Annotated in this window: 21 protein-coding genes; 9 read left to right on the top strand and 12 right to left on the bottom strand. The window is 34.3% G+C overall.

Annotation, left to right across the window (positions count from 1 at the left end):
* Positions 1-17: 17 nt before the first annotated feature.
* The 8 genes from mtrC to mcrB all read right to left on the bottom strand — a co-directional run bounded on the left by mtrC (position 18) and on the right by mcrB (position 7,499).
* Complete coding sequence (mtrC, locus tag IJL02_RS02625; protein ID WP_292808733.1) at positions 18-833, bottom strand: tetrahydromethanopterin S-methyltransferase subunit MtrC; 816 nt, start codon at positions 831-833, stop codon at positions 18-20.
* A 1-nt stretch (position 834) separates the two neighbouring features.
* Positions 835-1,536, bottom strand: coding sequence for a tetrahydromethanopterin S-methyltransferase subunit D (gene mtrD, locus IJL02_RS02620; protein WP_292808731.1), 702 nt, complete (start codon positions 1,534-1,536; stop codon positions 835-837).
* A 13-nt stretch (positions 1,537-1,549) separates the two neighbouring features.
* Positions 1,550-2,431, bottom strand: coding sequence for a tetrahydromethanopterin S-methyltransferase subunit E (gene mtrE, locus IJL02_RS02615; protein WP_292808729.1), 882 nt, complete (start codon positions 2,429-2,431; stop codon positions 1,550-1,552).
* A gap of 222 nt (positions 2,432-2,653) precedes the next feature.
* Positions 2,654-4,309, bottom strand: a complete 1,656-nt coding sequence (mcrA, locus tag IJL02_RS02610) for a coenzyme-B sulfoethylthiotransferase subunit alpha (RefSeq protein ID WP_292808727.1) — start codon at positions 4,307-4,309, stop codon at positions 2,654-2,656.
* Between the two features lie 5 nt (positions 4,310-4,314).
* Complete coding sequence (gene mcrG / locus IJL02_RS02605; protein WP_292808725.1) at positions 4,315-5,073, bottom strand: coenzyme-B sulfoethylthiotransferase subunit gamma; 759 nt, start codon at positions 5,071-5,073, stop codon at positions 4,315-4,317.
* Between the two features lie 2 nt (positions 5,074-5,075).
* The gene (gene mcrC, locus IJL02_RS02600; RefSeq protein WP_292808759.1) at positions 5,076-5,675 is read right to left on the bottom strand and encodes a methyl-coenzyme M reductase I operon protein C; all 600 of its coding nucleotides are present in this window, start codon (positions 5,673-5,675) and stop codon (positions 5,076-5,078) included.
* A 7-nt stretch (positions 5,676-5,682) separates the two neighbouring features.
* Positions 5,683-6,132, bottom strand: a complete 450-nt coding sequence (gene mcrD / locus IJL02_RS02595; RefSeq protein WP_292808723.1) for a methyl-coenzyme M reductase operon protein D — start codon at positions 6,130-6,132, stop codon at positions 5,683-5,685.
* Between the two features lie 35 nt (positions 6,133-6,167).
* Positions 6,168-7,499 (bottom strand): coenzyme-B sulfoethylthiotransferase subunit beta, encoded by a 1,332-nt coding sequence (gene mcrB, locus IJL02_RS02590; protein WP_292808721.1) that lies wholly within the window; start codon positions 7,497-7,499, stop codon positions 6,168-6,170.
* Between the two features lie 485 nt (positions 7,500-7,984).
* On the opposite strand from mcrB, the gene mmp10 reads away from it, so the two are divergent.
* Entirely contained in the window at positions 7,985-9,229 is a 1,245-nt protein-coding gene (mmp10, locus tag IJL02_RS02585) for a methyl coenzyme M reductase-arginine methyltransferase Mmp10 (RefSeq protein WP_292808719.1), read from the top strand.
* Positions 9,230-9,241: 12 nt separating this feature from the next.
* Here the strand turns inward: mmp10 and IJL02_RS02580 are convergent, their stop codons facing one another.
* On the bottom strand, positions 9,242-10,165 hold the full coding sequence (locus IJL02_RS02580; protein ID WP_292808716.1) for a methanogenesis marker 7 protein: 924 nt from the start codon (positions 10,163-10,165) through the stop codon (positions 9,242-9,244).
* A 53-nt stretch (positions 10,166-10,218) separates the two neighbouring features.
* The gene (locus tag IJL02_RS02575; protein WP_292808714.1) at positions 10,219-10,737 is read right to left on the bottom strand and encodes a hypothetical protein; all 519 of its coding nucleotides are present in this window, start codon (positions 10,735-10,737) and stop codon (positions 10,219-10,221) included.
* A 38-nt stretch (positions 10,738-10,775) separates the two neighbouring features.
* Here IJL02_RS02575 and comB point away from each other — a divergent pair, with 38 nt between their 5' ends.
* The 5 genes from comB to IJL02_RS02550 all read left to right on the top strand — a co-directional run bounded on the left by comB (position 10,776) and on the right by IJL02_RS02550 (position 15,259).
* On the top strand, positions 10,776-11,459 hold the full coding sequence (gene comB, locus IJL02_RS02570; protein WP_292808712.1) for a 2-phosphosulfolactate phosphatase: 684 nt from the start codon (positions 10,776-10,778) through the stop codon (positions 11,457-11,459).
* 68 nt (positions 11,460-11,527) lie between these two features.
* Complete coding sequence (locus IJL02_RS02565; protein ID WP_292808710.1) at positions 11,528-12,697, top strand: TraB/GumN family protein; 1,170 nt, start codon at positions 11,528-11,530, stop codon at positions 12,695-12,697.
* 65 nt (positions 12,698-12,762) lie between these two features.
* Entirely contained in the window at positions 12,763-12,975 is a 213-nt protein-coding gene (locus tag IJL02_RS02560) for a DUF1922 domain-containing protein (RefSeq protein ID WP_292808708.1), read from the top strand.
* Positions 12,976-12,995: 20 nt separating this feature from the next.
* Positions 12,996-14,315, top strand: coding sequence for a hemolysin family protein (locus tag IJL02_RS02555; RefSeq protein ID WP_292808706.1), 1,320 nt, complete (start codon positions 12,996-12,998; stop codon positions 14,313-14,315).
* On the top strand, positions 14,315-15,259 hold the full coding sequence (locus IJL02_RS02550) for a calcium/sodium antiporter (RefSeq protein WP_292808704.1): 945 nt from the start codon (positions 14,315-14,317) through the stop codon (positions 15,257-15,259). Before IJL02_RS02555 ends, IJL02_RS02550 begins: the two co-directional genes overlap by 1 nt.
* Here the strand turns inward: IJL02_RS02550 and IJL02_RS02545 are convergent.
* Complete coding sequence (locus IJL02_RS02545) at positions 15,218-16,093, bottom strand: TIGR00269 family protein (protein WP_292808702.1); 876 nt, start codon at positions 16,091-16,093, stop codon at positions 15,218-15,220. The genes IJL02_RS02550 and IJL02_RS02545 overlap by 42 nt on opposite strands.
* A gap of 52 nt (positions 16,094-16,145) precedes the next feature.
* Here IJL02_RS02545 and IJL02_RS02540 point away from each other — a divergent pair, with 52 nt between their 5' ends.
* Positions 16,146-16,451: an MTH1187 family thiamine-binding protein gene (locus IJL02_RS02540; RefSeq protein ID WP_292808700.1), complete on the top strand. Its 306-nt coding sequence runs from the start codon at positions 16,146-16,148 to the stop codon at positions 16,449-16,451.
* 18 nt (positions 16,452-16,469) lie between these two features.
* On the opposite strand, the gene IJL02_RS02535 is transcribed toward IJL02_RS02540, so the two are convergent.
* The gene (locus IJL02_RS02535) at positions 16,470-17,576 is read right to left on the bottom strand and encodes a DegT/DnrJ/EryC1/StrS aminotransferase family protein (protein WP_292808698.1); all 1,107 of its coding nucleotides are present in this window, start codon (positions 17,574-17,576) and stop codon (positions 16,470-16,472) included.
* A gap of 99 nt (positions 17,577-17,675) precedes the next feature.
* Here IJL02_RS02535 and IJL02_RS02530 point away from each other — a divergent pair, with 99 nt between their 5' ends.
* Positions 17,676-18,842 carry a tRNA (guanine(10)-N(2))-dimethyltransferase gene (locus IJL02_RS02530; protein ID WP_292808696.1) on the top strand — a complete coding sequence of 389 codons (1,167 nt, stop codon included), beginning with the start codon at positions 17,676-17,678 and terminating at the stop codon, positions 18,840-18,842.
* Between the two features lie 281 nt (positions 18,843-19,123).
* Entirely contained in the window at positions 19,124-19,600 is a 477-nt protein-coding gene (locus tag IJL02_RS02525; RefSeq protein ID WP_292808694.1) for an Lrp/AsnC family transcriptional regulator, read from the top strand.
* Positions 19,601-19,684 lie beyond the last annotated feature (84 nt).

Raw genomic sequence — 19,684 nt, 5'->3', positions numbered from 1 at the left:
ATTTAATTCCTCCTATTCTATTGCTCCACTTTAGGCCATAATCCAGCCCATCTAGTTGATGCTGCATCGTTGATAGAAGCCATTACGAATGCTCTGAATGATACAATCCATCCAATTAAACCTACGATGAAAACAACTGCACAACCTAATCCTCCACCAATAACAGATAAAAGACCGACAATAGTCATGGATAAGAATGCAGTAGAACATGCACATTTGAGAGTTCTTAATTGGTCTTCGTTAGGTCCTAAACATGCGTTGAATGGGTGTTGGATAGCCATAGTACACATGATAAATAATACAGCAATTAAACCAGTAGCAACAACATTTTCATATATTGCAAGCATTTCGTATGAACCTGCAATAGTAACAGCAAATCCTAAAATTGATAAGGTAGCAGCACCAGCAATCTCAACAGTACATTGAAGCATAATTGGGATTTTCATACCTACAATTTTGGTTGCGACAATAGCAATAATAGCACCAATTATTACAGCAATAACTAAACCAGCAACTGGTCCTATAATTGGCATGTCAAACTTAGCAGCTAAAGCAAGACCTGATAATGCTGCAATTACACCAACAGATAAAGACATATAACCAATAGAAGGTACACCAGTACCTAAACCGTAACTTGCTACTCTACGGATAGCATCTGCTCCCCAAATAATAGCGAGAACTGCTCCAATAGCAGCAAGAGTTGGGCCTACAATATTGCCTAAAAAGCCTGATAAGTAAATACAAAGTAATCCTCCAACGATACCGACAGCAAGTAACATAGTTGAGCTTACTGCACCTGCAGCTGCACCGTCAGCACTTCCACCAGCAGACATCTTAGATACCTCCAGTTAAAATAATACAAAATATTCCGACAACGATAGATGCGATAGCACAAGCAATAGCTCCAGTACCAATTCTTTTGAATTTTGGATCGTGCATACCTTCAATGGTACCACCAATGTTATATGAAGCAATTACAGAGTTGATAAAGAACACACCTACACCTAAAATAGCAGCTAAACCGATACAAATAGTAGGATCTAATGCAAGTATACTTTCTTGAAGAGCGTCGTAAATACCGTAGTAGACTAATCCACCACCAAAACCACCAAGAAGTCCTCCAATAAGACCACTTACAAATGAAGTGAGAGGTACACCGTGACCTTCGGTACCAGGGGTTTTGTAAGCTTCTTGATTACGTTTGGTAATCCAGTCTACAGGTACTTTGGATGCTGCTGGAACAATACCTACACCGAAGATGTAGATTATGTTTGCAATGAGCATGGTAATACCCATCATGATCATAGCACCAATAGCTCCACCTATACCTACTATATAGAATGGTTCACCTGTCATAGTTGCAGCAGTAATTAATCCTGTTAAACCTGCACCAGCAGCTAACATAGCAGTACCAGTACCTACACCAGTAGCTGTAGCCATAGCCGCAGGAGCTCCTCCTACAGGAATAAAGTGCACACCTGCACCAATCATAATACCGCCTATTGCGATGAATAAAATTAAGAATAGTGGACTCATAATCGAAACCTCCTTATTCTTCATCATATGGTCCATATTTGGTTCTTGCGAATACTTCTAATCTGTCATCTAATACAATTAATAAGATGATGATTATAATACCAACAATGATACCACCATAAACTCCAAAGACTACTGTATTCCAGAAACTAAAGAATACAACGAGACCGAAACAGAAACCAGTTAATGGTCCACCGAATTTAGCACAGAAGTTTACTACATCCATTGAGTTTTTAGCACCTAATGGAGCTTTAGTAACAATATCCCCTTGAATAGCTACAGGAGTTCCTCCACCAAATTCGAATTTTTGATACTCACTTTCAGCACCATAGTGAACGTCCCCAGTTGAAGAACCGATAGCACCTAAAGCAATACCCCAAAGCATTGCTAAGAGTGGTAATGGGAATACGTGTAACGGATCACTAAATCCTAATGGAATGGTCATTAAGTAAGAAATTCCAACAATACAAAAACTAGTTATAAATCCGTGACCTGCGATAGGTCCTAAAGATTGTGTTAATACATCCATAAATAATGGTTGTTCAAATTGGGATTGTCCGACAATCCTTCCCATGTGGGATGTAACAGTATAAATAGCGTGAACAAAAGCAGCGACACAAGCACCGATTGCAATAGCTACAACAGGTAAAATACCTAAAGACATTACTATGTATGCAATAGCACCAGCAACACCACACCAAACACCATAAGCGACTGGTTCACCAGAAGTCGCCTTGTTTATCATACGGTGTAAATGTCCCATTTGTGGAGCAAGTTGAACTTGAGAGTTAGGGTTACTTTGAGAACCGATATCTGATTCTAAGTCCTCTGCAGCCCCTCCGATAGTAGCAACTGCACCCATTAATGCAACAACACCTAATGTTACAGGGTCCATAATTTTTTTCCTCCATATTATTTTATTAAATTGATCATTTAATAAACGTGAAATTTTGATTTTTGTTCCATACAAAAATCAGTCATACTTGAATTATTACTGCTTTAATATATATTATTTTATTAATTTTTATATAAATGTTTTGGAATTTTTCAAGTAAACTTGAATTTATAAAAATATAGATAGGTGAAAATACACCTATCTACGTGTTTATCTATCTATCTATTTTGCTGGGGTAATAGCAGTTCTTTCACCAGCAGGTTCGAATTCTCTTAATGCACCTTTAGCAAATTCTTCACGTACTTTACTGAAGTCAAAGACTAAGTTTTTGTCAGCAAATGCGATTTTTACTAATGGGTTGAAAGCCCAAGCGTCTCCACGTGCGGAGTGAGGTGCTTGTGAAATACCAGCGTATTCACCTTGGTGACCTACGTTCATTGCGTAGTTAGGATAGTTTGGTCCTCTCATTTCGAGTGGTAATCCTTCATCGTTTCTGATGGAGAATACGTTAGCAGCACCACATTGGTCTTGTAAATCGAAACCGTAGAATCCTAATCTGGAGTGTTGTTCTTTGTGTAAGTACATGGATAAGTACCATGCGCTTAAACCAGTTTGTGCATTACCAGTAGCGAATGCAGTGGAACAACCAGCAGCTGCGGAAATAACGGATGCTCTTTGAGATCCACCGAAGTGAGTTTCGAGTAAAGCTGGGTATTCTTCGTATTGTTCTAATGCGTAGAATGCAACTTCAGTACCTACATCAAGAACAGTGTCCATGTTGTTAGGTGCTTCAGTTAATCCGCCATATTTGTCTTCGACGTAGTCTTTACCGTAGTAGGTGAAGTCGTCTAATACGTTATCAGTGTATGCAGCGGTAGCATATTGGGTGAATCCTACACCACCAGACATGTAAGAACCTAACCAAATTTGGTCGTATAAAGCAGCACCTAAAGCTACTACTTCTAAGGTTGATCTTACAGGGTCATCAGGGTAAGCTCTGGAACCTTGACAGATATCTGCCATGAATCCGAATGGAACTCCACCAAGTTCGTTTTCTGCTCTTGCTCTTCTTACAGGTAAGTAAGTACCCATGTGAATAACTTCTGCGTGTTTGGATGCGTATGCGAAGTCACCAGTAGCTCCTTCACCAGCACATTGGTTGTATGCAGAAATCATTGACATACCAATTTGCATAGCAGACCATCTTGAGGTGTTACCACCGTCACAGACTCTTCCTACAATGGATGGAATTCTTACAGCTTGCCAAATAGCTCCACCAACTTCAGCTTTTAAAGCTTCAGCTTGTTCTTCAGGGAACTCTTTGTTGATGTCTAATACAAATGCAGAGTCGATTTCGTCTGCTAATTCGTCGTCACCAGTGAAAACTTTTACGTAAGAATCTTGTACGATTAGAGGGTCAGTTTCTACCATGTGTTCTTGTACAACTGCAGCACCAGGCATAGCGTGGTTTACAGTTTCAAGGTAGTTAGTAATAGTTTCAGGAGTTACTTCAATACCTAATCTTTTTTCAAGAACATTGTGAGCAGTGTTTAATCCTACAATTACAGTTCTTCTGATATCATCCCAAGCTTGTTGGATAGCTGCGTTGTTGATGTAGTGTAAATCGTCACCTTCAACAAAGGTATCAGTAGTGGATAATTGGTAAGACATTAAAGCTCTTTGACCTAAAGGAGAACCAATGTCTGGGTTGTACATTGGGATTCCTCTTTTCTCAGCGATTTCTTTACCTTCGTTTACAAATGCAGTTTTTCTTTCGGATTGGGTCCAACCACCCATGTTATAGAATTGGGTTGTTTTTTCAGTTGGATCTTCAACGAATTTCTTTTTCATTGCATCTAAGAATTTTTTATCAGCCATGTTAATTACCATCCTATGATTGGATTGAATGCACCAAAGGATCTGGAAACGTGAATTCTTTGACAAACTTTTACAGCGTCTTCATCATCTTTGTATGCTTCACCATCTATTCTGTAAATAGTGGTTTTTGCTCTTAAAGTTTCTTCGTCTAATGGTTCACCTAAGACTACAGGTTCATCTAATTCTTTACCAATTTGGTCTTTAACCATTTCGACTTTACCGGTTTCTTTGTTGAATACTTGTCTTCTGAGCATATCGAACATTAAACCGTTTTCATCTAATCTTAAGGAGTGACCGTGTACACTTCCACCTCTAATACCGGTTCTTGCGGTATCGAAGTATTCAGTTTCTAAGAGATATTTTGAGATTTTTTCGATGTCTCTTTCTCTTGCTTCAACTACTTGTCTTCCGGATAATGTACCGGTATCGATTCCTCTAAATCTGCATAAGTAAGATCTAGCTCTTAAGAAAGGTTGAGCTGGAGCAAAGTACATGGAGTCTACGAATTGAATGTATCTAATTCTGTCTCCTGCTTTTGCACCGTCGATTGGTGCTACTAATTCTCTTACACTGTCATCTGGCTCATCCATTTCATCTAATGGTGGGTGAACTGATTTGTATTCTTCACCTGGAGCTTTATGACCTAATATTTTTACTACGTCTTCATCAGAAATTTCTCTTAACTTTTCTAACTCATATTCTGCGTTAGTGAAGTTTCTTCTGTTTTGAGCAACCTGAGAAGTACCTGGATAAATTTGTACCATAATTATGCATCTCCTAATGCTAATTTAACTTTTCTAATAATTTCATCTAATTTTTCTTGTGAAATTGTTTGACCTCGGATAACCCCTGTAACAATATCATCAATAGTCCCTTGGGTTTTAATATCTTCAAAATCTGGCATGACTTTAGAAGTTTTTACACCAATTTTAGCAAAATCTTCATGGTCAACCGGTGATTCACATATAATAATACAGTGTTTATTAACATTCCTTAGAATTAATCTTGCTTTGTAAATTAAATGATTGGCTACTCCGCCCAAGTGAACAACAAGCAATTTGAAATTTTGTAATTGTTCAACTTCTTTATCAGTGAGTCCGAATAAGGTACCCCCTGCAGCAGGAGCATCACTAGGAACACCAGCACCAGCATTTAAAACCATTGTACTTGTTAAAACATTTGCTTCACGTAAACCGAAAGTAATTTCACAAACTGGCTTAGTGATGTGTCTACGTCCAGGAGACATAGCTACCGCACATACGTCAGTACCACATTCAGCAAAAGTCCCTCTTTGAGCAAGACTTCCACCTTTACCCATACCGCTTGTTTCTCTACAATCTACTACGTGAGTACAGCGTCCTATCATATTAATCTTAGTCATCCTTTTTAATAATGTTCACATGGTCATCGAATGTTGAATATTGATCTGTCATCCCAACTAGTTCATCTGGTAAATCTGCATCACCATATTTAATCCTATCAGAAACTGTTTTTTGTTTTCTAATGTAATTAGATCTATCCTGATTAATATCAAAACCATATGGAATGTGTTTTTCGCAGATTTCTTCGACATCATCAATTGTAGATTCCAAGGTTATTTCAAGAAATATTCTAGCAGTTTTAACTTGTAAAACTACATCTTCCCCATTGACATTAATAACTCTACGTTCCCTATATTTTGGTGGTAAAGTTGCTTCGCCTTTTGGGAATCTTGGACCGTGAATAACAGTTCGTTTTACATCTTCAAGAGATTCCAAGTCATTTAACAACTTTTCAGTTGTGTCACTTCCAAGAACTCTGTGAGGAAATATTTCAATATCCATATTCTAACCTTCGAAAATTAGATAATTTAAATTAATTAGATGTCACCTTTAATTTCATCAGCAGCTTCTGCGACTGCTACGATAGGTTCTCTGAATTCGTCAATTTGACTGTATACTTCTTTAATTAAACCAGAAGTTGCTTCTGGTGAAAAGAGTTGTGTTCCTGCATCTAATGACATTGCAGCAGCTACACAAGGGATACAGAATCCTTTACTGTGTCTAGTTACAACGTGGTTTCCGTTGAAGAGACCAGGACCTCCACCACCGTAAATGGAGTGACTGAAGAAGGAGAATCCTACAGCTACACCTTCTGCTCTACCATAGTCGAGACCAGGTAAACCAGTAGCGAATTCGAGGTTGTCGTTGAAGTATAATAATGTAGATGGAATACCTTGAGCAGCACGAGCAGCACCGACGTTAACCATGGTTGCAGCTACAGCACCAGCAGCAGCATATGCGTTCCATTTAGCTGCATCTTCAGTGTTGTAAATAGCGAAATCAGTTAATTGTTCTCCAGGAGCAATTACACCGTCTGCTTCTGCACGAGCAATAGTTCCTTGTACTACACTACCAACAGTACCTTCTGCACCGTATTCTTTTACTAAGTCATAAACCATATTATCAGCGTTTAAACCTTGGTAAGCTAAACCTAATAAGTGTAATCTTTCAAAGGTACCTAATGCATCAGCCATTTCAAACATAGCAGTTTGTTCGAAAATAGCAGCTAAAGCAGTAGCTTGGAAAGTGTTTTTCAATGTAGCAGCAGCGAAGTCGTTTGCTTTTACATTTCTTAAACCGTAACCTGCACCTTCGAGTTTTTGTGGAATGTCTAACATGGTTGCAATGTTAGAACCTTTGTAGTCTACAGATTGTGGGTATCTACCTAATACTGCAGCTTTTACGAAGTTAGCATCGTAAATGTCCACATCACAAATGTCAATAACAGATTGTACCAAAGCGGAAGCGGATGATAATGGAGCTACAGAATATTCAGCAGCAACATCAATTCTTTGAGTTGGTACTTGTACTAATAACCTTTTTCCTCCAGAAATAGGTGTTACAACAGTATCATCGTCTTCAGAAATTTGGATAATTCCTTTCATTTTTTCTGCGATTGCTTCTGCATTGTCAACAATAGCGAGATCTAATTCTCTTCCTAAAATTCTGGATTTGTCTCCACCAACAGATGCTGTTTTTAAAGATTTTTCGAGTCCTTCTAAGTTTACTGCAACAGTTCTTTTTACACCTTTAACGATGCTTTGAATTGCAGGGTTTCTTAACGGACTGATAGCTTCGATTGGTACGTCAGATGCAATTTCATTGCCTCTATCATCGAATAAATCGATTTTATCATCAAACTTTGCCATTTTTTCCCTCCTAAATAAATAGAGTTTAACTAATATACCACGTCAATGGTAAAATTTTCTTACCAAATTGAGTAAAGCTACAAAGCAAGTTTTTGCAATAGCCATCCATATGGTATACAAATTTTATTTTATATTAGATATAATATAAAGATTACCTCTAAGAACATTTAGAAAAGTTTATAAAGTATAATAAAACGAAAAATTTTTAAGAAAAAAGTGGTCAAAAGTAATACTTTTTATTTTGATTTAAAAATTAAATCAAGGAATATTAATTAATAAAAAGTAGTTAATTATAAAATAAATTAAAATTTAATGTTCAAACAAAAAAATAAAGAATAATTAAATAATAAATCTATAAAAAAAGTAAAATAAAAAATTATTACTTTTAAGACCCAGAGTAATAAATATTACTAAAAGTAATACAAAAAATTAATCAAAAAAATATACTCTATTTATAAATAAAATGAAATAAAAAATAATAAATCATGCAAGTTGTAGCGGATGTAGGAGGAATACCTGGAAAAGATTGCAACGGATTTTGTAAGTATTGCTACTTTAGAAAGGTAAAAGATGTTAAAGAATTTGGCTGTGCTCATTGTTTACCTAATAAAATAGGTTGTGAAAGATGTAGTAAGGGAGTTAGTGAAACTCAAGGAAGGTTCAAGTCTCCTTTTGAAGTGATGAATGCCGTTCAGACTGCTCTAATGATGAGTATGAGGCAGGGTGAAATTATTGCAGACATCAGTGGCGGAGGAGATATAAGTTGTTATCCTCACCTTGAAACATTAACTGCTAATTTAAATCAGTACTCCATCAAATCACGTCTAAGCTACACCTGCGGAAAGGGAATAACTGATAGTGAAATAGCTCCAAGATTAATCAACAATAATGTTGAAGAGGTTTCATTTACTATTTTTTCATCAGACCCGAAACTTAGAAAAGAATGGGTTAAAGACCCAAATCCCACTGAAGCTCTTAAGGCATGCCAAATATTTTGTGAAAATATTAAATTAACCGGAGCTGCAGTAATTATTCCCGGCGTAAATGATGGAGATGTATTGAGACAAACTTGCAACTCTTTAGAAGAGTGGGGTGCAAAAGGAATGCTTTTAATGAGATTTGCCAATACATTTAATGAAGGATTAATATTGGGAAATGAACCCATCCTTAAAAACCATGAATCACAGCCTGTTGAAGAATTTGCAGAACTTGTAAAACAGATTAATAAGGAATATAACTTTAGAGTAAGCGGCACACCATTGTGTGATCCTGAAACTGGCGGACCGTTTGCAATAGCTAAAGACGAAAATGAAATATTTTTACAGTTTATCAAACCAGTAACCGGTGAGGCAACGATAATTACTTCAAAAATTGCAGAACCGTTTATTTCTAAAATATTTAACAAAATGGAAGTTGACAGCGTTAATGTTGTTGCTGTTGAAAAGGAAATTGCATGCCTAATAACAAAAGAAGATTTGGAACAACTGGATTTAAGTGAAATTAAAGAAGCTGTAATTATCCCCGGAAGGTCATTTGTTCACCAACTTGATGCAGAAAGAATATTAAGTGCAGACGGTGTTGACAGACTAGTTGGTCGTGGCCCGGACACATTATCTGTTGATGGGGAACTCAGCATAGACATGACTGATGAAAACGTCATAGAAAGAGAGTTAGAACAATTTAATGATTTGGTGGATGCAATTAATTTCTTCGGAATGAGAAGAATGTAACAAAAAAAAGGATTAGTTTGAATCCTCAACAAGAGAACTCTCACTATTAATTTTTACTAAAATATAATCATACATAAATGATTTTTTAATTTCAGCAAGTTCGGATAACTTTTTACCATCAATGATAACATTAGCAATTGTATCAGCATATTGGTCATAGTTTAATTTTACGCGAACGCCATCCAATTGAGATGTCACTGGCGCTGGAGAAATAACATCTTTAATTTCACGAACTTGATTTTCAATTGCATTTTTTACAACAATGGACGGAACTAATGGTGCATCAAGAGCCATTTCACGTTTTTTATCATTTAAAATTTGTTCAACAGTTTCAACTAATTTGTCTAAAGCCCTTATATCCGGACCTCTCCTGAGTCTTCTTGGAATCCTACCAAGATCTCCCACATAGGCATCAGCACCTGGAAGTTCATCAACATCAATATCCGGTGCTCCGGTTACAATTACTGGAATATCAATATCATCATATAAGAAAGCTTTTTCTTTAATACAATTTTCAAAACTGCCTAAAGCAAAAATTGCCACATCATGCTCTTCAATTAAGCTTTTTTCTTCTTCTGTAATACCTGAAGTTCCTTTACCATCACCACGAGCAAGACCAATCATATTGTCTTTTGCACCATACTCACGCAAATACTCTGAAATATCACATGCTGCATGAGGCAAATGGTGTCTTGCAAGAGTAGGTGAAACAATAGCTATTTCAGAACCTGCCATAGGAGCTACTGATAATTTTGCTAATAATTCTTTGGATTTTTCTTCGATTTTATCAACATCTTCCATTGGAACAGCCATGTTTAACACTAATTCCATTTGTTGAATGCTTTCTTGAAGAATAAATCCTCCCAAATCTTCAATTAGTTCTTTAATTTCTTCACTTTTGTGAACTCCACCATTAAATGTTAATGTTTCATACATATTAACAACTCTCAAAAAATGCAATTATAGTAATATAATATATTAATGTATATCTATATTAAATTTTCTAAAATAGCATATCTTACTTCAACACGTTCAAATGGGTTTCTTGAAATATCCCCATGAGAAGGTATTTCGATTAGGTTTTCACTCTCCAGTACCTTATTTTTTAGATAATCCGGATAGATTACATAATTAAAATCTTTTTGAGATATGTCGAATCCCATATCTACTGCAATATCCTTAAGAAATTCTGAATAAACTTTAACTTTAATATCTCTTTTAAAATTAGAATTCAGATATTTTTTTGAGAGTTTATACTCGCTGAAAAACACTAAAATATCCTCATCAGATAACTCGCATTGGGCAATTTTAGAAACTTTTTTAATACTTTCAAAGATTTGTGAAGGAGTATTGAGTTTTATAGGCAAAGAATCCATATCAACTTTACTTTCAGACAATAAAATAGCTAAATCCCCATCCTCTTTTTTAGGATGTTTATTGACAACATAATCATTAATACCTGCCAGCCTTACAACTTCTTCACACATCGGTGTTGTGACAATTTTCATAATATATTATATATTAAACAATTACTATAAATTACTTCATGAAAGTCACATTAAGTTTAGAAACTACAATGAGTGAAGACATATCAATAATGGTTGATGCCTTGCGTGCAAGCACCACAATAACATTAGCTCTAAATAATTTTGAAAAAATCATACCCTGTTTTACATCACAGGAAGCATTCGAGCTGAAAAATAAAAATGGAGGAGTTCTTGCAGGAGAGCGTGGCGGTGAAAAAATCGAAGGATTTGATATTGGAAATTCACCAACAATTGTGGAAAATTACAAAAGTGATGAAAAAATACTGATTTTAACAACAAGCAACGGTACAAGAATTCTTGAAAAAATGAACTCTACAGTACTTGTCGGATGTCTTGTTAATGCAAGGGCGGTAGCAATTAAATCCGCAAATCTTGCAGAAAGTCATATTGATGTTGTGATGGCAGGAGTTAAAGGAGAATTTGCTCTTGAAGATTTCCTAGCTTCAGGAGAAATTTTATATTGGATTTGTCAAAATTTAAGCGAATATGAATTAAATGACCTTGCAAAAGCAGCAATAATAGCAAGTAGAGATTACAATAAACTAAAAAATGGATTTTACAATTCCAAGTCCGCTAAACGATTAACTAAACTTAACTACAAAAAAGATATTGATTTGTGCTGTAAAAAAAATATCAGCGAAAATGTGGCAATATATCGCAATAATGAGTTGAAACTAATCTAAAGATTAACTTTATATATTTAAATTTCATAATATTAGATAATAAAATTTTAAAAAGAAGTGTTATTTTAATGAAAAGAGAATGTTTGACTATAATCGGCACTGCACACGTTTCTGCAAACAGTGTTGATGAAGTAAAAGATACTATATATGAACAACACCCGGAAGTAGTCGCTATTGAGTTAGATAGAGGCAGATATACCCGTCTTAAAAATGAAATGATGGGTATTGTAGAAGATGATACAATATCAGTTACTCAAATAATAAAAGACAATAAAGTAGGATTATTCTTCACAACAACACTTCTTAGTTACTTCCAATCAAAAATTGGAGAAGATGTTGATGTAAAACCGGGATCTGAAATGGTTGGTGCTATTGAAGCTGCTGAAGACCTGCAAATTCCAATAGCTCTTATCGACAGAGACATCGGCACAACATTACAAAGAGCTTTAAATAAAATGGGCGCTATTGAAAAGGCAAAATTTTTATATGGATTGCTCCTTTCCGTTTTAGGATTTGGTGATGAGGAAGAGGTTGATATTGAAGATTTGAAAAATCCTGAAAACATTGATGATTTAATGGAAATGTTTAAAGATGAAGCACCAAGTGTTTATGAAGTTTTGGTGCATGAACGTGATGCATATCTTGCAGGAAGAATACTTCAAATCCCTCAAGACCATGTAATCGCAGTTGTTGGCGCAGGTCATAAACCTGGAATTGAAAAGTATCTTGACAATCCCGAAACATTACCTCCATTAAGAGATTTGGAAAAAATTGATGAGAAAAACGGAATTCCATGGCTTAAAATATTATTGGCAATGATTCCTATTTTGTTTGTTGTGATATTTTTTCTGGCTTTTTTTAATGGGATAAACATAACCTGGAACATCTACGAATTTATCGCAATAAGTATGATAATGGGATTTATTGGTTCCATACTTTCCGGCTCAAAAATACAATCAGCGCTTGTTGGAGGATTAGTTGCTCCATTAACAATAATACATCCATTACTTGCTGCAGGATGGTTTTCAGGTTTAACTGAAGCCAAATATAGGAAAGTAAAGCAAAGTGATATTAAGAATTTGGCAAAAATCGAAAGTTTTAAAGATTTATGGCACAATAACATATTTAGAATATTATTGGTGGTAATAGGCACTAATTTAGGAGTCAGTATTGCCACATTAGTGATTTTACCATCTAAAGTTTTCATACCTTTATTTATGAAAATATTTGGCGGATAGGTGAAAATTTATATAATATACTGATTAAATAATAATTACTATTAATTTTAAATGGAAAAATTATCATGTATCTTATATTTCGTTGCGACTGCGGTCGAGTATTATATGCTAAAAAAGGAGTGGCAACCAGAAAATGCGTTTGTGGAAAAACATTAAAGGTTAAATCAAGAAGAATATTTAAGAAAGTTGCTACAAGAGAAGAAGCTTCCCTTGCAGTACAGCAAATGCAGGATGAGATATATGGAAATACTGACTTTCAGAGAGCCAGTGATTTATAAGTTTTAACGGTTTGTTAAAAATGATTGGAACGACACTCGAAATAATTATAATATTAATTTTAATAATATTTACAGGTTATTTGTCAATGGCTGAACTGGCTGTTGTATCAATTAGAAAAGCGAAAATGCAGAAATATTTAGAAGAAGGGAATAAAAATGCCCAAATTGTTTTTGATTTATTAGAAGACCCTAATGAATTTTTATCCACTGTTCAAATTGGAATTTCTCTTATTGGTGTTTTAACAGGGGCTTTCGGTGGAGTAACATTGGCCGAACCTCTTTCCAAACTAATCTCATTTATACCATACAGCGAACCAATAAGCGTGGCAATAGTTGTTATCGTAACTACCTATTTGACATTAGTTATCGGAGAAATCGTACCAAAAGTTATTGCATTAAATGACCCTGAAAGAATTTCACTAAAAGTTGCAAAAAGCATGTTGATTCTTGAAAAAGTTTCAAAACCTGTCAGTTTCATTTTAGCCAAATCAAGTAGTTTCCTTTTATGGTTAATGAGAATTGAAAACAGAAATGATGATGTTGTTACCGAAGAAGAAATCGAATTAATGATTAAAGAAGGAAGAGAAGACGGAACAATTGAAAAAGAAGAAGAAGACATTATTAAAAGGGTTTTCAAACTTGATGACCAAAAAGTCGAAAGTATAATGACTCCTAGAAATGAAATTATCTGGATTGATTTGGAAGACGACCGGGATGTCAACAAAGTTAAAATTATTGAAAGTAAAAGGTCAATCTTTCCAATTGCCTCCGGAGAACTTGATGACTTTATTGGAGTTGTTCAGGCAAAAGATATTCTCTCAGCAATGTTTAGTGAAGAAAAATTTGATGTTCATAAAATTGTAAAAGAACCCTTAGTAGTTTCAGAACATTTGGAAACATTAGAATTGCTTAAGGAATTTAAAGAAAACCAAGGATATGTTCATATGTCTCTTGTGGTTGATGAATTTGGAAGTGTTGAGGGATTAATCACTTTAAACGATTTGCTTGAAGGAATTGTAGGTGATATTCCCGGCATTGATGAAGAAGACGAACCTCAAGCAATTCAAAGAGATGACGGAACTTGGTTAATCGATGGAAGATATCCTATTGACAGATTCAAGGAACTGTTTGAATTTAAAGATTCCCTGCCTGATGAAGAAGAAGACAACTATACTACATTAGCTGGATTTATCTTAAGTATAAGCGGTACAATTCCTGATGAGGAAGATAAGTTCGAATGCGGAAGATTTATCTTTGAAATTGTAGATATGGACGGACATCAAATCGATAAAGTTATTGTTACTGATTTAGGACCGCAAGAAAAAGAGGATGAGGAATAATGGATGCATCAATTATCATTCAATTTGTATTATTAATAGTAGGATTTGTATTTCTGATTAAAGGATCTGATTTTTTTGTTGATGGGGCGAGCAGTATCGCTTCAATTTTAAAAATACCTACAATTATTGTCGGTTTAACAATAGTCGCATTTGGAACAAGTGCTCCAGAAGCAGCAGTTTCCATAACTTCCTCATTAACTGGCAGTAATGCGATGGCTGTCAGTAATGTTATAGGTAGTAACCTTTTTAACATGCTAATGGTTATTGGTATTTGCGCACTTCTTGGTGATTTATTAATAGAAAAAAATGTTCTCGAAAAAGATTTACCATTCCTTGTCGCAATTACAGTATTATTCGGTGTATTCATATTTCTGGGATGGAACATTTCATCTATTGAAGGAATTATACTGTTAATTATTTTAATAGGCTACATTATTTATCTTATTCGTAGCACAAAAAATTCAAATAACGCGAATTACGTTGAAAAACCAAAACTAACCCTTCCAAAAAGTATAATTTTTATTGTTATTGGACTTGCCGGAATCATACTTGGTGGAGATTTGGTTGTAAACAGTGCTTCAGATATAGCAATTGCATTCGGAATGAGTGAAACACTGGTTGGTTTAACAATTGTAGCAATAGGTACATCTTTACCAGAACTTGTCACATCACTTACTGCTCTAAAGAAAGGGGAAAATCAGTTAGTTATAGGAAATGTTATTGGTTCAAACATATTCAATATATTATTTGTGCTTGGAGCAAGTAGTGCCATAAGTGCAATTACATTAAGCTCACAAATGCTTATTGATGTTTGTTTCATGGTATTTGTTACAGTACTCTTCTTTATATTCGGTAAAACACAGGACAAATTTGACAGAAAAGAAGGAGCAGTTTTAGTTGCGCTATTCATAATTTATATGATTTTTGCAATCTTGAGAAATTGATTCTTTCATCTCACAAGCCTTGCAAATATTAGATGAAGTCGGCTCACCGCAAATTTCACATTCATTAAGGCTTGTGGATATATCATTTTCAAAAGTTAAAATCTTTTGAAATGATTCCATCACATTATTTTTTATTCCAGGATATTTATCTTCATTAACATTTAAAAATTCCTTAATTTTAGCTCTCAATGACAGATGAGAATATGGACATTCATCTAAATGGATATCTATATCATTCAATACAGCCCACATACCTACCTCTTTTTCAGGCGTATTCCACAGAGGTTTGATTCTTGGAACTAATTTTGGGTGAATTACATCAAGTTCAGGCCCGAACTTTGAAAATTTAATTGTATCTCCCCTTGCAAAACTCATTAAAAAAGATTGTATTTCATCATCCAAATTGTGTCCAGTAGCTATTTTACAAGCACCCAATTCATAAGCTGTTTTATTCAAAATATTTCTTCTAAATACTCCACAAGGAATACAGGCACTTTTAAAATTATGATAAATATCATCTAAACAGAATCCCTCTTCATCCTTAAATGATTTTTGAACCAGTTCGACATCTAGTTCACGGGCATTATTTATGGCAGAATCAATTCCGTGTTGTCTATACCCCTCAATTCCTTCATCAACACTTATTGCTATTAACTCAAAGTCTAAAAATTGCTGATAATTTTTTAATGCATGTAAAGTCAATACACTATCTTTTCCACCAGAAAGTGCAACAGCAATCAATTCATCTTTTTTAATTAAATCATAATCAGAAATTAAATTATTGATTCTTGTAAAAATCTTTTCATTGAATTCTTCTTTGTTTAATCTAACCATCAATAAAGTAATTTATACAATGATAAATAAATAATTTTACCAGGTGAAAAAAATGATAACATGTGATTTTGCAATATTGCCTGTCGGAACAGAAACAACAGAATGTAAAGATTATGTAACTGCTGCAGTCCAATCAATTAAAGATTCAGGACTCAATTATCAGCTAACAGGAATGGGAACTCAGATTGAAGCAGAAAATTTAACTGAACTTTATGAAGCGATAGCAAATGCACAGGAAGCAATATTTGAACTTGGAATCGGAAGAGTCTATACAGTGATAAAAGTAGATGACAGAAGAGACTTGGAAAATAGAACCTTAAACGCTAAAGTCGATACCGTTAATGAAATGTTGAAATAAAAAAAAGAAAGTTAGAATCTAATCTAACTCATTTGAAGCTTTTTTAACAGCTTCAATTACTAAATCTAAATCTTCTTTTGTTAAAGAAGGATGTACTGGAAGAGAAATTACATTGTCTGCTGCAAGTTCTGCATTAGGACAATTTCCTTCGATTCCTAAAGATCTGTAAACTGGCTGATTATATAATGGAATCGGATAATGAATTCCAGTTCCTACACCACAATCATTAATCAAATCAACCCATTCATCCCTATCACCTTTTTCTACTCTAATTGTATATTGGTGATATACATGCTTTGATCCGTCTGCGCAATAAGGAGTGATTACTCCATCAACGTCTTTTAAACCTTCATTTAAATATGCTGCATTTGCAATTCTCTTATCATTAAATTCATCAATTTTATCCAATTGTGCAAGTCCTATTGCTGCTGAAATATCAGTCATTCTGAAGTTATACCCAATTTCGTCATGATGATATCTGACACTTGCACCATGTGCTCTAAACACTCTAGCATTTTCAGCCAATTCTTCATCATTGGTTGTGATGATTCCACCTTCGGAAGTTGTCATATTCTTAGTTGGATAAAAACTGAAACATGCCATGTCCCCAATGCTTCCAACTTTTTCACCATTGCAAGTTGCGCCATGAGCCTGAGCTGCATCTTCAATGACAGTTAATCCATATTTTTCAGCAATATCATTGATTTTTTCCATATCAGCGGATTGACCATACAACTGAACCGGCAAAATTGCTTTAGTATTTTCAGTGATTAAGTCTTCAATAGAGTCTGGATTAATAGTATAAGTTTTTAAATCTATATCGGCAAATACCGGTTTGGCACCGGTGTATAAAATTGAATTTCCACTTGCAATAAATGTAAATGGAGTGGTAATTACCTCATCACCTTCCCCAATACCGCAGGAAAGCAATGCAACATGCAATGCAGCAGTTCCAGAGTTAACAGCTATTCCATATTCTGCTCCAACCCACTCTGCGAATCTTTCTTCAAATTCTTCCACTTTAGGACCTTGAGCAATCATACCTGATTTTAGAACTTCAACCACATTTTCTATTTCTTCGTCGCCGATTATTGGTTTTGCAATAGGAACTTTGATATTTGACACATTCATCACCAATTAGATTTAAATTTACTATACTAATATTTAAATCTAATAATATTTAAAACATTACTTAATTAATCAAAACAATTAAGAGTGAAACAAATGGATGAATATAAAATTAAAAGTATTGAAGAGGGATTGACAAAAATTGAATTTCCGGAATTTGATAAAATTTCATCTGATGCACCTGTATTTTACAATCCCCATATGGAACTAAACAGAGATTTGTCAATACTTGCAATTCAAGTATTCCAAAAACAAGAACAAAGAGAAATAAATATTTGCGATTTGTTTGGAGGTAGCGGAATACGAGGAATACGTTATAAAAATGAAATTGACGGCGTTGGAACTGTATCAATAAATGACATTAGCGAAACTGCAAATCATTATGAAAAGCACAACATTGAGTTGAATAATCTTGAAAATATAGATGTTTTTCAACATGACGCCAGCATGTTTTTAAGAATGAAAAGAGGAGAATTTGATGTTATAGATATTGATCCATTTGGAACACCATCTCCATTTCTTGACTCTGCAGGCTATTGTGCCCGTAGAAAATCACTGTTATGCGTAACTGCAACAGACACCTCTGCATTATGCGGCACTTATAAGGAACCATGTATCCGCAAATATAATGCAAAACCTTACAAAAGTGAATATTGCCATGAAACAGGAATAAGAATATTGGCAGGATTTGTTGCTCTCACACTTGCAAAGTATGCAAAATGCATTGAAGTGAAAATGTCACACAGTACTGAACATTATATGAGATTGTACATTTATGTTAAAAAAGGTTCAAAAAGGACTGACGAATCCTTAAAAAATATCGGTTATATAAGCCATTGTAAAAATTGTCTGCACAGACAGACCAGCAATGGTCTGGCTAGCTCAATTGAGGATACCTGCCCAATATGCGGTGAAAAATTAATTCATGCAGGCCCATTATGGTTAGGTGAAATCCAAGACGGAGAATTTATTCAGAAAATGATTGAAGAGACCGAACACAAAAAAATCAATACTGAAAAAGAAGCTTTGAAACTCCTCAATAGCTGTCTTGTTGAATCTAAAGCCCCTGCTACATTCTTTGATGTGCATAAAATCTGTAAATCCATTAAAGTCAGCGCTCCAAAATTAGATTTGATTTTTGATGAAATGAAAAAAGAAGGATTTGAAGCAATTAAAACACATTACAATCCACTGGGAATAAAAACAGATGCAAATATTAAAGAAATTCAGGAAATAATTTTAAGACTAAATATCTGTGAATGACCCCACATTTTGTTCAACCACACCTTCCATCATAAACCAAATATAAACTGAATAATTTCATAACACATGTTAATATATTTAATATTACTGACTTGAAAATCTGAAATAAAATTGAAAATATTACAATTACTTTACAATAAGTTGAGATTATTAAAAAAATTAAAAAAAATCTAAAAAAATCATAAATACTTTTAAATATTATAAACAATACAATATTTTTATATAAAATAATCCAAATATAATTTGGATATATTGACTAATAATAAATTAGGAGATAACATATGGTAAAAAGTAAAGACAATGTCATAAAACTTGACGATACAGACATTAACATACTCAAAATAATTAATGAAGACGTAAGAACATCATATAGACAAATTTCACGCAGTTTAGATGTATCTGTAGGAACTGTTCATAACCGTATTGACAAAATGGTTAAATCAGGAGTTATTAAAAAATTCTCACCAGTAATTGATCACGAAAAGTTAGGATTTGTCTTAACCACAATCATAGGCGTTAGAGTAAAAGGCGGAAAACTCAAAAACTGGGAGGAAAAAACATTCTTCAATAAAAATGTTGTAGGAATCTATGACGTTACCGGAGAATATGACGCATTTTTAATAGCTAAATTCAGAAACACCAATGAACTAAATTCATTTATTAAAGAGTTATTAAAAGACCCGATTATAGAAAGAACATATACACAAACTGTATTGGATGTTATCAAAGAAGACATGGGCTCTTCAAACATCTTATAAAAAAATCATCATTAAGCGGTTAAATTTAACTGCTTTAAACTATTTTTATTTTATTCGAATATTAAAATAATTCACTATTTTTTA

Source organism: Methanobrevibacter sp., assembly GCF_017427765.1.
In the GTDB taxonomy this organism is placed as follows: Archaea; Methanobacteriota; Methanobacteria; order Methanobacteriales; family Methanobacteriaceae; genus Methanocatella.
This window is presented reverse-complemented; position numbering and strand designations above follow the sequence as displayed.